The sequence below is a fragment of the Leifsonia sp. 563 genome, assembly GCF_040545055.1.
GTDB lineage: Bacteria > Actinomycetota > Actinomycetes > Actinomycetales > Microbacteriaceae > Leifsonia.
Genome location: NZ_JBEPLE010000007.1, coordinates 159,918 through 173,893, shown reverse-complemented (window position 1 = coordinate 173,893; position 13,976 = coordinate 159,918). Strand labels below are relative to the sequence as shown.

Below are 13,976 nucleotides of genomic sequence, written 5' to 3'. Positions count from 1 at the left end.
GAGAGCGCCGCAAGCGGCTCATAGCGGGAACGCAGGCGGGCGCATCCTCTATGATCCGAGGGTGTCCGATCCGATGGCGTCCGATCCGCTGGCCCGCCGCCCGGCCGGCTCGGCGGTGCGCGCTGTGCGATTCCCCACCACCACGCGGGCGATCAGGTCACTGGGCGGGGTTCGCCTGCCCCGCGAATACGCCGTGGTGGTGGATGCGGAACACGTCGGTTTCGTCGGGCGCGGGGGAGAGGTGCTCTGGGACTTGCCTGCGTCGGCCGTCAACGCCGTGTCCGTCGGCGAGACCCGTTCGTCGCCGCCGTTCCCGCAGGTGGCCCTGGCCATCGTGCTGCGGGTGCACACCGGCGCCGGCACCACGGACCTCCCGATCGTGCCGGTCTCGGACGACGGCACGCGCTCGCTGACGTGGCACGACGACGAGGTGCGGGCACTGGCACAGCGGCTGGCCCAGGCACTGGGGATCGACATCTGATGTGGAGCCCGCCCGGCCGCGGCTACAACACCGTCCACCCCGCGGACACCGCCGCCTACCTGGAGCCCGACCTCCGAGCCCGGCTTGCTGCACTCACACCGCGGCAGCTCGTCGAATTGGATGTGGACATGGAGCGGGTCGTCGAACGGGTATACGAAGCGCTCGACAGGGACTTCCGCCGCGAGGATGAAGACAGCTATTCCATGAAGGAGCCACCCACGGACTTCCGGCTTCGGGACGTGAATCCCGGGACCGACCTCGTCGAGGGCTTGTCGGCGCAGATCGACGGTATCCCGCTGCGCTGGCGCCTCGACATCGTCGAAGTCATCGGCAGCTACATCCAGGACTACGGTCCATCGCAACGGAGGTACCTCCGCCTGCTGAGGCGAATCCAGCGAGAGCGCGGCGCCGCCGGCTGACCGCTCAGACCACCGCGACCTGCCTGCTCGTGTCGAACTCGGCGGTCACCGGCCGCGGTGTGAAGCCCTTCACGATCAGCCAGACGCCTAGCGACAGCTCGAACACGGCGACGGGCAGCGCGGCGAGGACGGCAAGCGGAGACACCGAGGGGTACGCGCCGAAGAACACCGCGATGTCGGACGCGAGGAGCAGCGGCGCGCCGATGAAGGCGACGATCGGGAAGAAGCGGGGGACGATCGCGGACCGGAAGAGCAGGTAGCCGATGAACAGGTCGCACGCGACGGGCATCAGGCTCCCCGAGAGCAGGAACGTCCAGGTGTAGTTCGCGAGCAGGCCGTGACCCATCGTCGTCAGCGCGGGACTCACCCCGGGGGTGCCGGCCAGGTCTGCGCGCAACGTCATCATCGTGAGCAGGTTGACGACGCTGACGAAGATCAGGCAGGTCTCCACGAGCCGGGCGGCGACGAAGCCCAGGGCGGCGGTCGGGCTGATCCGACGGGCGAGGGGGTACAGCACGATCGCGGTTCCGATGCCGGCCACTCCGACGATGACCTCGGAGAACGCACCCCACTGCGCGGCGGTCGTGCTGCCTGCACCCAGGATGAACCCGCCGACGTTGTTCTTGATGGGCGCATACAGCCCCAACGTGGGGATGGACACGAACGTGATGACGTAGAGGATCCCGACGGTGAGGGACACCCGTCTCGACGGTGACATGCGGCGCCGCGAGGGCGGAGCCGCGGTCGTCGGAGGCGTGATGTCGGTGTGTGCGGCCATGGTGTGCTCCTTCGAAAGTCGATGGAGCGCGGCGGATGCCGAGGGCCATGTGCGCAGGCTACGCCGGGTCCGCGGATCTCAGGCGACTCGTTTCTCCCGGCGGCGGGACATCGCGCGCCTACTGCAGCGCGGAGGTGAGCCGGGCGACCCCGTCAAGGAAGGTGGCCGACTTCGGCTCCCGCTTCCACTCCTCGAGCGTCAGCTGCCTGCCCGCGTCGCGATAGCCCTGCTCGACCGCGCGCATCTGCTCGACGAACGAGCGGCCGTGCACGAGCAGGGTCACCTCCGAGTTCAGCGCGAACGAACGGATGTCCATGTTGCTCGACCCGATCACGGCGACGTCGTCGTCGATCGAGAGGTGCTTCGAGTGCAGGATGTACGGCGCCGGGTACAGCCAGATCTGCACGCCCGCGCGCAGCAGCGGCTCGTAGTACGACCGCTGTGCGTGCCAGACAGCGCCCTGGTCGCCGACCTCGGAGACGAAGAGCTGCACCTCTAGACCCCGCTGACAGGCCGTTGTGATGGCGTACATCATCGCCTCGTCCGGGACGAAGTACGGGCTCGTGATGATGACCTTCCGCTGCGCCGACGTGACCAGCGTCAGGAACTGGCGCAGGTTGTTCTCCTCGCCGTATCCCGGGCCGCTCGGGACCACCTGGCAGACGAGCGCTTCGGGGGACGGGTCGGCGGGCACATCCACGGCCCTCACCTGTGCGTCGGCGCCCAGCAGTTCGCCGGTCTCGAGGTACCAGTCGGAGAGGAACACGGCGTTCGTCTCGGCGACGACCGGGCCGGTGATCCGCGTCATCAACTCCTGCCATTGGAGGCCGCGCTTCAGGTTCTTTGGCGTGTTGTAGCTGCGGTCGATGAGATTCTGCGACCCCATGTGGGCGACGAGGCCGTCGACGACGACGAGCTTGCGATGATTGCGCAGATCCGGCCGCTGGTACTCGCCGGAGAACGGGCGGACCGGGAGCATCCAGCTCCACTTCACGCCGATCCGGTCGAGTTCCGCGAACGTCTTGTCGCTGTCGACCGCCCGACGGGAGGCGACGTAGTCGGCGAGGAGACGCACCGTCACTCCGCGCTGCACCGCGCGCTCCATCGCCGCGAAGAACGGCTTCGTGGTCGCATCCCACGACACGATGAAGAACTCGACGTGGACGAAACGGGTTGCGGTCTCGATGTCCGCTGTCATCGCGTCGATCGACGCGCGGTAGTCCCCGATCAGCGTGGCCGCGTTGCCGCCCACCGCGGGGAGGGCGCCGAGCTCGTGGTTCTGCCGCACGAGCGAGGCGAACCAGTCCGGCCAGGACCCGCGCCCGTCGACGAGTTCGATGCCCTGCGCGCGGTCCGTGATGATGCGGTTCAACTCATCCTGCTTCTCCCGTCGCTTCTTCGGCAGACGCGGATTGCCGATGAGCAGGAACAGCAGGATGCCCACGAACGGGATGAGGAAGATCGCCAGAAGCCACGCCATGGCAGCGGTCGGCTTGCGGTCGCGCGGCACGATGATGAGGGCCGCGATACGGATGGCGAGGTCGGCGAGGATCAGGATGCCGCCGAGCAACGAGAGCTGATCACCGTTCATGCGGCCGCCTTCCTGATCCGTGCCGGCGCAGCGGCCGGGCGGATGGTCGTCCGAAGTATCGCAGCGGGCGAGCGAGGCGGGAAGTCAGTAGTCGGACGGGTCGAGAATCACGAGTTCGCCGGTCGTCCGGGTCATGGCCACGTAGCGGTCGACCGCCGACTCGATGCCGCCCGCGCGATCGGGCGCGTCGCCGCCCTGACGTGTGCCGGGCGCCGCGAGGAGCACGAGGTCGAACTCGAGTCCCTTGGCCTCGACGGCGCTGAGCGAGCGGACGCGCGGCATCCCCGCGAAGGCGTCGTCGCCGATGACGCAGGCGGTGCCCTCCGGATGGGCATCCAGCCAGTCACGGAGGATGCGGTCGCGGTCGGCAGCCTGCGCATGCCGCACCGGGATGCCGTTGTCGCGGATCGACGTCGGCACGTTGGCGTCGGGCAGGACGGCGCGGATCACCGGCGCGGCCTGCTCCATGACGGCGACCGGTGTCCGGTAGTTGACGGACAGCGTCGCCACCGTCGCGCCCGGCAGCCCGACATCGGCGAGCCGCTCGATCCAGATCTCCCGGAAGCCGTGCCGGGCCTGCGCGCGATCGCCGACGACCGTCAGGCTGTGCGACGGAACGCGCCGGATGACCATCGCCCACTCGGCCGGTGTCAGCTCCTGCGCCTCGTCCACGATGATGTGGGCGAACGGCCCGGCGAGCAGCTCGGTGGAGGAGGCGGGCTGGCCGGTGTACGTGTCAAGCGCTGCACGGAGGTCCTGCCCTCGCAGCATCGACATCGTCTTGAGGTCGGAGTCGTCTGTCGCGATGAGGTCGTGGATGACATCGTCCATCACGGCATTATCGGCGGCCGCTCGCGCTGCTTCCGCGCGGCGGCGGCGATCCCGCTCGGGGTCGCCCGCGCGCTGCAGAGCCGCATCGAGCAACGGGAGGTCGGACAGCGTCCACGGGTCGGACGGCGCCTGCTGGAGCAGCGCGGCCTGATCGGTGGTCAGCCACGGCGCACAGCGAAGCAGCAAGGCCGGGGAGCTCCACAGCCTGCGGACGATCGCGGCCGGGTCGAGGAGCGGCCAGACCGTGTCGAACACCGCAGGCAGGTCAGTATCGTCGGTCAGCGTGCGCCGGATCGCGTCGGCGTCCGTCCTTCCACCGGCCAGCCCGTAGGCGTCGAACTCCAGCTCGTCGTCGAACCCCCAGCGCGGGGCGTCGTCGTCACGAGAGGACGCTCCGTCATCCCATCCCGCGTCGCCCCACCCCGCGTCACCCCACCCTGCGCCGCTCCACCGGCCATGATGCACTGCGTCACTCTCGCCGTTCCGCGTCGAGACGATATCGACCAGGATGTCGAGCAGCGCCTCCCGGATCTCCGCCCGAGCGTCGTTGTGCGGCGCGGCCGGGTCTGCCGCGGCGAGCGCCTCGGCCCACTCCCTCTGGCCGACGCGGAGCTCGCCCCAGGGGGTGTCGAGCACGGTCGGACGCGACGGCGGGCGCTCAGAGAGCCGGATCGCGGCTTCGACGACCCCGGGCATCCGGCCGTCGCCCTTGAGCAGCGCGACGCGGCGGTCCGGCTCGGGCACGGCTTCTCCACCCTCCGGCACGAGGTCGGTGAGGGTGCAGGTGCGCACGCCCTCCTCGCCGAGGCCCGGCAGGATGTCGGCGACGTAGTCGGTGTAGGCGTGGGACGGTCCGACGAACAGTACGCCGCCATGCCCGCTCTGCAGCCGCGGGTCGGAGTACAGGAGGTAGGCGGCGCGGTGCAGGGCGACCACCGTCTTCCCCGTGCCCGGTCCGCCGTCGACCACCAGGGTGCCCTGGCCGTCGGCGCGGATGATCGCATCCTGGTCCGCTTGGATGGTGCCCAGCACATCCCGCATCCGCGGAGTCCGGCTCGCGCCGAGGCTGGCGATGAACGCCGACTGGTCGTCGAGCGCGGCGGGGGAGGAGGTGGCCGCCTCGGTGAAGGCCTCGTCCCAGTAGTCCGTCACGCGGCGGTCGGTCCAGCGATAGCGGCGCCGGGATGTCAGCCCCATCGGATGCGCGAGCGTGGCGCCGAAGAACGGCTCGGCCGCGGGGGTGCGCCAGTCGACCAGCAGCCGGTCGCCGTCGGCATCCGCCAATCCGGCGCGACCGATGTAGATCGTTCCCGCGTCGGCCACCGCCCGCCCGATGCAGAGGTCGGCCCCGAACCGGCCCAGCAACCGTGCCCGCCGGTTCAGCCGGACGATCTCCACCTCCCGCTCGTACGCCTCCTGCCCGTTCCCGCCGGGTGTCGCCAGCAGCACCGCGAGGCGACCATCGACCTCCTCGCGCTCGGCTGCCAGGCGCGCCTCGATCCGGGCGAAGTGGCGAACGTCGTCGTCGATCAGCTCGGGTGCGGCCTTGGCGGGATGGGCGTCGAGAGCGAACGGGGTCGGGAGGGCAAGGGTCATCGCGGTCCAATCAGTGGAGAAACGGGGGAGGGAGGCGTCAGGGGATCAGCGCAGCACCCGGTAGCGGATGTGGGTGGCGTGCGGCGTGTCGATGACCTTCACGATTTCGAGCTCGATCTCGGCGGGGAGCACGTCGAACAGGCGATGCCCGCCGCCCAGCAGCACCGGGATCAGATGGATCTGGATCTCATCCAGCACCCCTTCTTCGAGCGCCTTCTGCGCCGTGTAGCCGCCCTGGACGTAGACGTTGCGTTCACCGGCCGCGGCGACCGCCTGTTTCATCGCGCTCGCGATCCCGTCAAGCACGTACGTGACGTTCGGGTAGCCCCAGCGGGCTGCAGGGCCGGGCGGCCGATGGCTCGGGACGAAGATGGGCACGCCGTTGTGCACGTCGCCGCCCCAGTGGTCCATCAGCTCGGCGGTGCGCCGGCCGGTGACCACCGCACCGATCTGGTCGAGCTCTCCCGCGAGCGATTTCGCCTCGCCGGTCAGCGCGTCCGGGTCTCCACCGGGTTCGTACCAGTCGTGCAGGCGGTTGCCGTCGGTGCCGCCGAGGAAGTCGTCGGGCGTCGACACGTATCCGTCGAGCGAAACCGACATGTAGAGGACTGTCGCCATCACTTGCTCCTTCTCGTTGCATCCCGCCGTACCCGGTAGGTGACGTGGATGACCGTGCTCGCCGCTCGGGCGGAGACCTGTTCCAGGTTCAGCGGAGGCACACCGTCGAACAGTCGGGCACCGGCGCCGAGCGTGAACGGGACGATGTGCAGCCGCAGCTCGTCGACCAGCCCAGCCGCGAGGTACTGGTTGATCGTGTCCGCGCCGCCCTGGATGGAGATCTCGCCGTCGGCCGCCGCCGCCCGCGCCTGCGCCAATGCCGACTCGATGCCGTCGGTGACGAAGTGATACGTGGTGCCACCCTCCATCCGCTGCGGTTCGCGCGCGTGGTGGGTGAGCACGAAGACGGGACCGTGGAAGGGCGGATCGTCGCCCCACCACCCGTTCCAGTCGCGGTCCCACTCGCCGCGAACCGGGCCGAACATATTGCGCCCCATGATGTGTGCGCGGGCGCCGGTCATCTGCTCGACCTCGGCCCGGTTCTCGTCGCCCTGGTCGAACATCCACGCGTGGAGCCGGTCACCCCATCCGTCGCCGCCGTCCTCGCCGAAGGGGCGCTCCTCGGTCTGGTTGATGCCGGCGGCGTACCCGTCGGCGGTGATGGTCTGATTGGCGACGACGATGCTCACGGTGCTGTGCCTTTCTGCTGGAATCGGCCGAGAGTGCAGTCTGCCGGGGGAGGGGACTCTTGTGGCAAGCCCCCTGGCCTGATATATTCTGGAAATGCGAGGTGATATTCCTCGCATTTTTTGTGCCCACTGCCGGTACTGTGACCGCATGACAACGTCCGTCACCGTCACTCCGGTCCGCGTCGCGAGCCTTCTCGTGGGGGAGGACGAGCGGCTTCCGGTGTTCGTCCACCTCATCGATCACCCCGACGGCCGCATCCTGGTCGACACCGGGCTCACCGCGCTGCATCCTGCCGTCGCCGACATGGACCCGCAGCTGGAGCCTCTGAGCGAGCACGCGGACGTCGACCTCGACAGCATCACCGCGGTCGTCAACACGCACTTGCACTTCGACCACTGCGGCGGCAACCACCTCTTCCCGGGCCGCCCGATCTATGTGCAGCGGGCCGAACTCGACGACGCGCGCACCCAGGACGATTACACGATCCGGGAGTGGGTGGATGCGCCCGGCGTCGAGTACACGCCGGTCGACGGAGAACTCGAGCTGCTGCCCGGCATCCGGTTGGTTCCGGCGCCCGGGCACACCCGCGGCTCGCAGATCGTCGTGGTGGAGACGGGGGAGCGGCCCATCGTCATCGCCGGCGACACCGCCGTGTGGTTCGGCGAACTCGACGCGCCGGAGACTGAGGGCCAGCGCCTCATCCGCTCGCTCGACCCGCAGCAGGTGTGGCTCGCGCACGCCGCGGAGCCGTGGTCCGCCTAGCGGTGTGGCCAGGGCAGGCACGGCGGGAGGTATCGCGTCGACTGCTAGTTTCAGATCATGCGTGAGTTGCGTCGTGGGCAAGCGCGCCGCGAGCTGAAGTGGTTTGCTGCTCTGCCGAAATGGCAGGTCACCACAGGTTTCGATCAGGTCGGCTGGCCGGCGTCTCGCTGGGTACTGCACAGGATGTATCGGACAGCCGGGCTCGGCTCCCTCACGGCGCCTGACGACGCGAATCGCCTGCGATGGGTCCCGCTCCTGGCCGACCTCGGGGTGAATCCGAGCGCACAGGACCTACCGCCGAGCCTGGCGTGGTTTCCCTGGCAACCGTGGCCCACGAATATCTTGCCGCCCGAAGAAGGATCTCTCGAAGCCGAAGACCTCGACGCACTGCTGGATGTGCTCGCCACCCACTCGGCGGACGGCCCCGAGCAGGAGTGCATCGCCTATTTCGGCGGGTTGTCCACGATGGATTTCGACACGGTGAACATGTACCAGCTCCCGCTGCGCCGGGTCCCGGAGCTGTTGTCCGACAACGGCGGGAAATTCCGGGCGACACCCAGCAACCTCTGGCCGACGGATCACAGCTGGTTCGTCTGGACGGATTGGGATCTGCTGGGCACGAAGGTGAGCGGATCAGAGGGGTTGATGCTCAGTCTGGAGGCTCAGCCCGACCTGGAGGTCATCGAGTGGCGGAAGCCTGACGGGCTCTGACCACGACGCGTCGGCGCCTGCGATCAGTTGAGCGCGGAGAGGACGAGGTTGTGATCCCACTCGTCCGTGAGGACTGAGCGCATCCGGCCGTCGACGCTGTCGACACAGTACGGCGTGTGGTCCGGATCGATCACCCTCAGTTTCACCGGCGCGCCCAGAAGCCCCCACGGCTCGATGGTGTTGGCCAGGAGACCATCGACGACGAGGTCCGGGTATTCCGCCGACCACCACGTATCGAACACTCGCCCGAGGTCGTCGGGGTTGATGGCGACCCAGACGCCGTAGGTGATCGTGTGGCCGGCGGTCAGGCGGATGGGCAGCAGGGCGCGCACGAACGCCCCGATGGTGTTCACCTGCATCATGACGGAGGCGTTGGCGTCCGCGTCGGTCATCCAGACATCGGACGCGGGGATGTCTCCCGCGTCCACGACCGGATCGGGCTTCACGAAGCGCACATGACGGTCGTGGAGGTCCACGGGCTTGCCGCAGAGGTCGCACGAGTCCGCGTTCGTCATGCCAGAAGACTAAACGAGCGCCGGTCCGATCACGCGTCAGCGAGCTCGGTGGGCTCGACGACCGCGTCGACGAGGGCGCCGTTGCGCCAGACGGTCAGCTCGAGGCGACGTCCGATGGTGCTCGCGATCATCAGGCGCTGCAGGTCTGCCACGGAGTGGATCGGCGTCCGGTCGAGGGAGATCAGCACGTCGCCGGGTCGGATACCCGCGAGGTCGGCCGGGCTGCTCGGCACGACGGTCATGACCTGGATGCCGGTCCGTGCGCCGGCCTTCCGCGCGACCGCATCCTGCAACGCGATCTCTGCACCGGCGATGCCCAGCCAGCCGCGGCGCACGCGTCCCTCGCGCATGAGGGTCTCCATGATGTGTCTGCTCGTGGCGTTCACGGGCACGGCGAGCCCCAGGCCGGTGCCCGCGACGGCGGTGTTCACACCGATCATGCGGGCCGAACTGTCTGCGAGCGCTCCGCCGCTGTTGCCGGGGTTGAGGGCGGCATCGGTCTGGATGACCTCGTCGACCACCCGGCCGGCCCGGGTCGGCAGTGAGCGACCGAGCGCCGACACGATCCCGGCTGTCACGCTTCCCGCCAGACCGAACGGATTGCCGACAGCGACGACGAGCTGGCCCACCTGAAGCGCGGCGGCGTCGCCCAATTCCACAGGTGGCGGCGTGGGTTCGTCGGCTTTCAGAATGGCGAGGTCCGAGAGCGGGTCCCTGCCGACGACCCGCGCCCGCACGCGGGTTCCGTCCCCGAACGCCAGATCGACGCTCGTCGCGCTCTCCACGACGTGCGCGCTGGTCAGGAGGTGCCCATCGGCAGAGACGACCGTGGCACTGCCGAGGCCCACCCCTCGAGCGGTGCGCGCGGTCACGGCGGCGACCGACGGGCTCACGGCGGCGGCGACGCGCACGACCACAGTGGAGTATGCGTCCAGTGCATCGGCATCGGCATCGGCATTCGACATGCAACGAGTGTGCGCGCCCAGAACCTGCGCCCGGGGGAGCGTTCGCCAGCGGCTTACCGATCCCCGTTCCCGGCGCGCCTGCTGCGAGCACCGAGCGATGAGAGGCCGGACACCAGGATGTCGACGAGGAGGCGGGCATAGTCTCCGTGCGGGTCGAGATCCGGGTCGAACACGGTCACAGAGGCGCCGACGGCATCCGGCGCGAGAGCTCGCAGAAGGTCGGTGAGCTGGGATGCGGTGATCCCGCCCTCGTCCGGGCTGTCGACCGCCGGCATGATCGACGGATCGAGCACATCCACGTCGACCTGCAGCCAGTAGTCCAGGCCCGCCGCGCGCCGCAACCGCTCACTCACCGCCTCGACCCCTGAATCGGTGAGTGCTGCCGCTGGCACGACCTCGCCCAGCCGCTCGCGCGCTTCCGCAGCGTGCTCATCGTTCGCACGGTGTCCGAAGTGAGCGGCGCGGCGTGGTTCGACGTAGGGGGAGAGGGCCCCGGGGTCGGCGAGTTCGCTGTAGTGCAGGCCGACGACGGCTGCGAGGTCTTCTCCCGCCAAGCTGGCGCACGCGTCGCTGTTGCCCGGATGGCGGAAGTCGGTGTGACCATCGATGTGGATCAGTCCCGCGCGTCCGCGCCGAGCGGTCGCCACCCCGGCGGCCAGGAGCACACTGCAGTCGCCGCCGAGCACGAGGGGAGTGCGCCCGGCATCCCAGACGTCCTCGATCCGCTCCGCGAGACGCCCGGTGTGATCGACGAGCTGATCGTGATTCCGGATGCGGCCCGGTGCGCGCGTCGCGTCGTCGTCCACGTAGCGGCCGGGCAGCACCACACCGCCGTCCCGCGCACCCGTCCAGGAGAGCCGGTCGTACATCCCGGCCTCACCCAAGGCTTCCGGCGCCTTCGCCGCTCCGGGAACGCTCCCAGGCTGCGGGGGACGGAGTCCCAGGTTGGTGGGAGCAGAGACGATCGTGATCACCGCCACCACTTTACGAGTGCCCGACGGCAGCGGCGTCAGGACACATCGCTCGCTAAGTGCCGGGCAGCTACCTCCGCTGCATCGAGGGCGGAGGAAAGGTCCGGGATCACGCCCTCGAGGTGGAACACGGCGAACCCGTGGGAGCTGGCCGCGACATTCCGGACGAGGTCCAGTGAGCGTTCGGCCTCAAGGCCGAGCGCCCGGGGCTTCTCCGTGAGTGTGTGGAGCAGTCTGTCGCCTGCCTCTTGGACGTCCGGGTGGTCCTGTTTTCGGATCGATCCGCCGAAGGTGAGCTGAAACAGTGCGCTCTCGTCCGCAGCGAATCGGACGTACGCCCTGGCAAAGGCTGCGAGGGCGTCTGCGGGATCGGAGGCGGACTCCATCGCGGCGCCGAACCGTTGTTCCTGCATTCGGTAGCAGCGCAGAACGAGCGATGCCAGCAGATCCTCTCGATCGGCGTAATGACGGTAGGGCGCGGCCTTCGTGACACCGGCGCGACGACTGGCCTCGCTGAGGCTGAAACCGTTCGCTCCGCGCTCAGCAACCAGTTCGAGGGCGGCTTCCTCGAGCGCATTGCGGAGGTCTCCGTGGTGGTGCCCGACGGGGCGAGGCGTGGCGGTCATGTGAGTGACCGTATCGCTTAGGGCCGAGCGGGTTGAATGAGTTCGAGCAGGTTGCCCTCGGGGTCGCGCACGTATGCGAAGCGCTGGCCCGGCCGGACACCGTCGGCCGGAGGGCTGACGATGTCAGCGCCGGCAGAGAGCATCGCGTCGAATGCGGTCTGGAGATCGTCCACAGCGATGGCCCAGTGGAAGTATCCCTGAATTCCGGCTCCGTCGTACGGGTCGGCGAATCGCTGGGGGATTGAGTCGACTCGCTCGGTGAGCTCGAGCTTGAGCCCTTGCGGGGAGCGGATGATCGTCGACCGGACTCCGGCCTCGGGCATCGAGAATTCTTCCTCGACCTCACTGAGGCCGAGGGCCGCCGCATAGAAGGCGCTCTGCGCATCGAGGTCCGCTACGGAAAGACCGACGTGGTCGTGCTGGGTCATGAGACTCCTTGGTAAACGCGGTTGATCAGGTAAACGTCGTTAACCTAACTCGTGGACCCCACCCGGTCAACGTGCGATACGCCGTCAGCGTGGTGCAACCGGCACCAGGATGACGTGTCGGAACGCTGCGAACATCAGTCAGGTGACCACAGCACCCCATGACAACTCATCCATCGCCGACGACCTCACCTCCCGGAAGGCGGACGCTCATGTCTGAACAGCTGCGCTTGATCACCCTGATCCGAAAGCTGCCTACAGTCAGCACCGAGGAGTTCCGTCACTTCATGGAGCTCGAGTACGGGCCCACGTACACACGGATGCCGCAGGTGCAGTCATATCGGCAGCATTACGTCGTCGATCAGTACAACGACGGATCCGAGGACCCGATCGATGCGGTCGTCGAGATCACCTTCGATTCCGCCGAGGCGATGGCACAGGCCCTCGACACCGAGGCATATCGACGCGCGCATCGGGCGCGGGAGAACTTCATGCGCCCGACCACGGTAGGGATCCACTCGGTCCGGGTGGAACGCACGGTGACGCCATCATGACACCGACCCATCGGTGACAGCGCGGCCTGCCCGGCGACGCTGCCGGGCAGGTCACCCGACCCATCAGGCCGCGGGGGCGGCTCCGCGGACGGCGACACCGGTCCGTCCACCGTCGATGTCCAGGACCGAGCCGTGGACGAAATCCGACTCGTCGCTTGCCAGGTACACGGCAGCAGCCGCGATCACGTCCGGACGGCCGCTCGCACCGACAGGCGTGCCCCACATGAGCGTCTCACCGCGCTCTCCCGGCTCGGGTTCCGTCTCGCGGATCACCCCGGGGGAGATGGCGTTCACGTTGACACCCGCCGGCCCGAACTCCGCGGCCCACGCGCGGGTCAGCGACTCGATCGCCCCCTTGGAGGAGGTGTAGAGCGCCGAGCCGGCGATACCCAGCCGCGCGCCCCAGGAACCCATGTTGATGATCTTCCCCGTTCCGCGTTCGACCATTGCCGGAGCCAAGGCGGCAACGAGGAAGAACGGTGCTTTGACGTTGACGGCGTAGACCAGGTCGGCCGCCTCCTCGGTGATGGCGGGAGTGGGACCGCCGGGGAAGACGCCCGCGTTGTTCACGAGGATGTCGACGCGGCCGCCGAGCGCTTCCCGCGCCTGGTCGGCGAGGAGCTCCGATGCATGCTTGGTCCCGTCGAGGTCGGCGGCGACGAAGCTGCCGCGCCCGCCCGCTGCGATGATGCGGTCGACCACCGCTTGGCCACGCTCGGCGGAACGCCCCGAAACGACGACCGTGGCTCCCTCCGCGGCGAATCGTTCGGCGATCGCGGCGCCGATGTTGCTCGTCGCACCCGTGACGAGGGCGGTCTTTCCCGTGAGGCGGTCTGCCATGTTCTCTCCTATGCGTAAAATGGACGCTACGTCCGATTAACGATATGGACGGCGCGTCCGTTTTGCAAGGAGGGTCATGACGACGACGGAGAGACCGCGACGAGCCGACGCCGAACGGAACGTCAAACGCCTTCTGGAGGCTGGTGCTCAGGTGTTCGCGTCGACCGGCACGGCGCTGCCTCTCGAAGAGGTGGCCCGCGTCGCCGGGGTCGGGAAGGGCACGTTGTACCGGCACTTTCCCACGCGGGAGCATCTGCTCGCTGCACTGCTCGCCTCGACATTCGCAGACCTGGCCGACCGAGCTGCGCAGCTCCGTGCTGAGCTGGAACCGATGCAGGCCTACGAAGCATGGTTGGCCGAGTTCGATCGCATGCCCGCGGGCTACCGCGGCCTGAGGAGCGTGCTCGTCGAGGCCCTCGGCGACGACGCGTCGGTGATCGCCACCGCATGCGGTCCCATGAAGGAGGAGACGGAAAGGATCCTCGAGGATGCCCAAGTGGCCGGCATGGTTCGCGAGGACATCACGGCGAACGATCTCCTGGCCGTCGTTGCCGGCCTTCCCGAAGGGCTGCGCCGCGGGGCGCAGGCGCATCCGTGGCTGGGTGTGCTGATCGACGGGACCCGCACGCCCGTCTCGGCGCGATCAACGCTCTGAGGACGGGC

Annotated in this window: 17 protein-coding genes; 6 read left to right on the top strand and 11 right to left on the bottom strand. The window is 68.7% G+C overall.

Going from position 1 to position 13,976, the window contains the following annotated elements; all coding sequences use genetic code 11:
• The first annotated feature begins 61 nt into the window (after window positions 1-61).
• Together ABIC47_RS17500 and ABIC47_RS17495 are read left to right on the top strand one after the other, a co-directional pair.
• Window positions 62-481, top strand: a complete 420-nt coding sequence (locus ABIC47_RS17500; RefSeq protein ID WP_354482445.1) for a hypothetical protein — start codon at window positions 62-64, stop codon at window positions 479-481.
• Complete coding sequence (locus tag ABIC47_RS17495) at window positions 481-900, top strand: hypothetical protein (protein ID WP_354482442.1); 420 nt, start codon at window positions 481-483, stop codon at window positions 898-900. The genes ABIC47_RS17500 and ABIC47_RS17495 overlap by 1 nt, the downstream gene beginning before the upstream one ends.
• 4 nt (window positions 901-904) lie before the next feature.
• Here ABIC47_RS17495 and ABIC47_RS17490 read toward each other — a convergent pair whose 3' ends face one another.
• From ABIC47_RS17490 to ABIC47_RS17470, 5 genes are all read right to left on the bottom strand, one after another.
• Window positions 905-1,678, bottom strand: coding sequence for a DUF4386 domain-containing protein (locus tag ABIC47_RS17490; RefSeq protein WP_354482439.1), 774 nt, complete (start codon window positions 1,676-1,678; stop codon window positions 905-907).
• A 118-nt stretch (window positions 1,679-1,796) separates the two neighbouring features.
• Window positions 1,797-3,269 carry a cardiolipin synthase gene (gene cls / locus ABIC47_RS17485; RefSeq protein WP_354482436.1) on the bottom strand — a complete coding sequence of 491 codons (1,473 nt, stop codon included), beginning with the start codon at window positions 3,267-3,269 and terminating at the stop codon, window positions 1,797-1,799.
• Window positions 3,270-3,353: 84 nt separating this feature from the next.
• On the bottom strand, window positions 3,354-5,696 hold the full coding sequence (locus ABIC47_RS17480; RefSeq protein ID WP_354482434.1) for a HelD family protein: 2,343 nt from the start codon (window positions 5,694-5,696) through the stop codon (window positions 3,354-3,356).
• 45 nt (window positions 5,697-5,741) lie between these two features.
• Entirely contained in the window at window positions 5,742-6,314 is a 573-nt protein-coding gene (locus tag ABIC47_RS17475; RefSeq protein ID WP_354482431.1) for a dihydrofolate reductase family protein, read from the bottom strand.
• Window positions 6,314-6,943 (bottom strand): dihydrofolate reductase family protein, encoded by a 630-nt coding sequence (locus ABIC47_RS17470; protein WP_354482428.1) that lies wholly within the window; start codon window positions 6,941-6,943, stop codon window positions 6,314-6,316. The genes ABIC47_RS17475 and ABIC47_RS17470 overlap by 1 nt, the downstream gene beginning before the upstream one ends.
• A gap of 148 nt (window positions 6,944-7,091) precedes the next feature.
• Between ABIC47_RS17470 and ABIC47_RS17465 the strand changes: the two genes are divergently transcribed.
• Together ABIC47_RS17465 and ABIC47_RS17460 are read left to right on the top strand one after the other, a co-directional pair.
• Window positions 7,092-7,706 carry an N-acyl homoserine lactonase family protein gene (locus tag ABIC47_RS17465; protein WP_354482425.1) on the top strand — a complete coding sequence of 205 codons (615 nt, stop codon included), beginning with the start codon at window positions 7,092-7,094 and terminating at the stop codon, window positions 7,704-7,706.
• Between the two features lie 57 nt (window positions 7,707-7,763).
• Window positions 7,764-8,417: a hypothetical protein gene (locus ABIC47_RS17460; RefSeq protein ID WP_354482422.1), complete on the top strand. Its 654-nt coding sequence runs from the start codon at window positions 7,764-7,766 to the stop codon at window positions 8,415-8,417.
• Between the two features lie 23 nt (window positions 8,418-8,440).
• On the opposite strand, the gene ABIC47_RS17455 is transcribed toward ABIC47_RS17460, so the two are convergent.
• Genes ABIC47_RS17455 through ABIC47_RS17435 form a run of 5 tightly spaced genes read right to left on the bottom strand, consistent with a single transcriptional unit; the run spans window position 8,441 to window position 11,922 of the window.
• Window positions 8,441-8,932, bottom strand: coding sequence for a DUF2199 domain-containing protein (locus ABIC47_RS17455; RefSeq protein ID WP_354482419.1), 492 nt, complete (start codon window positions 8,930-8,932; stop codon window positions 8,441-8,443).
• Window positions 8,933-8,961: 29 nt separating this feature from the next.
• On the bottom strand, window positions 8,962-9,897 hold the full coding sequence (locus tag ABIC47_RS17450) for a S1C family serine protease (protein ID WP_354482416.1): 936 nt from the start codon (window positions 9,895-9,897) through the stop codon (window positions 8,962-8,964).
• Window positions 9,898-9,950: 53 nt separating this feature from the next.
• Complete coding sequence (locus tag ABIC47_RS17445; protein WP_354482413.1) at window positions 9,951-10,871, bottom strand: arginase family protein; 921 nt, start codon at window positions 10,869-10,871, stop codon at window positions 9,951-9,953.
• A gap of 35 nt (window positions 10,872-10,906) precedes the next feature.
• A complete protein-coding gene (locus tag ABIC47_RS17440; RefSeq protein ID WP_354482410.1) occupies window positions 10,907-11,494 on the bottom strand; it encodes a TetR/AcrR family transcriptional regulator in 588 nt (195 codons plus the stop codon).
• Between the two features lie 17 nt (window positions 11,495-11,511).
• Complete coding sequence (locus tag ABIC47_RS17435; RefSeq protein WP_354482407.1) at window positions 11,512-11,922, bottom strand: VOC family protein; 411 nt, start codon at window positions 11,920-11,922, stop codon at window positions 11,512-11,514.
• Window positions 11,923-12,131: 209 nt separating this feature from the next.
• Here ABIC47_RS17435 and ABIC47_RS17430 point away from each other — a divergent pair, with 209 nt between their 5' ends.
• Complete coding sequence (locus tag ABIC47_RS17430) at window positions 12,132-12,473, top strand: EthD family reductase (protein ID WP_354482404.1); 342 nt, start codon at window positions 12,132-12,134, stop codon at window positions 12,471-12,473.
• A 63-nt stretch (window positions 12,474-12,536) separates the two neighbouring features.
• On the opposite strand, the gene ABIC47_RS17425 is transcribed toward ABIC47_RS17430, so the two are convergent.
• Window positions 12,537-13,313, bottom strand: a complete 777-nt coding sequence (locus tag ABIC47_RS17425) for an SDR family NAD(P)-dependent oxidoreductase (protein ID WP_354482401.1) — start codon at window positions 13,311-13,313, stop codon at window positions 12,537-12,539.
• A gap of 76 nt (window positions 13,314-13,389) precedes the next feature.
• On the opposite strand from ABIC47_RS17425, the gene ABIC47_RS17420 reads away from it, so the two are divergent.
• The gene (locus tag ABIC47_RS17420) at window positions 13,390-13,968 is read left to right on the top strand and encodes a TetR/AcrR family transcriptional regulator (RefSeq protein ID WP_354482398.1); all 579 of its coding nucleotides are present in this window, start codon (window positions 13,390-13,392) and stop codon (window positions 13,966-13,968) included.
• Window positions 13,969-13,976 lie beyond the last annotated feature (8 nt).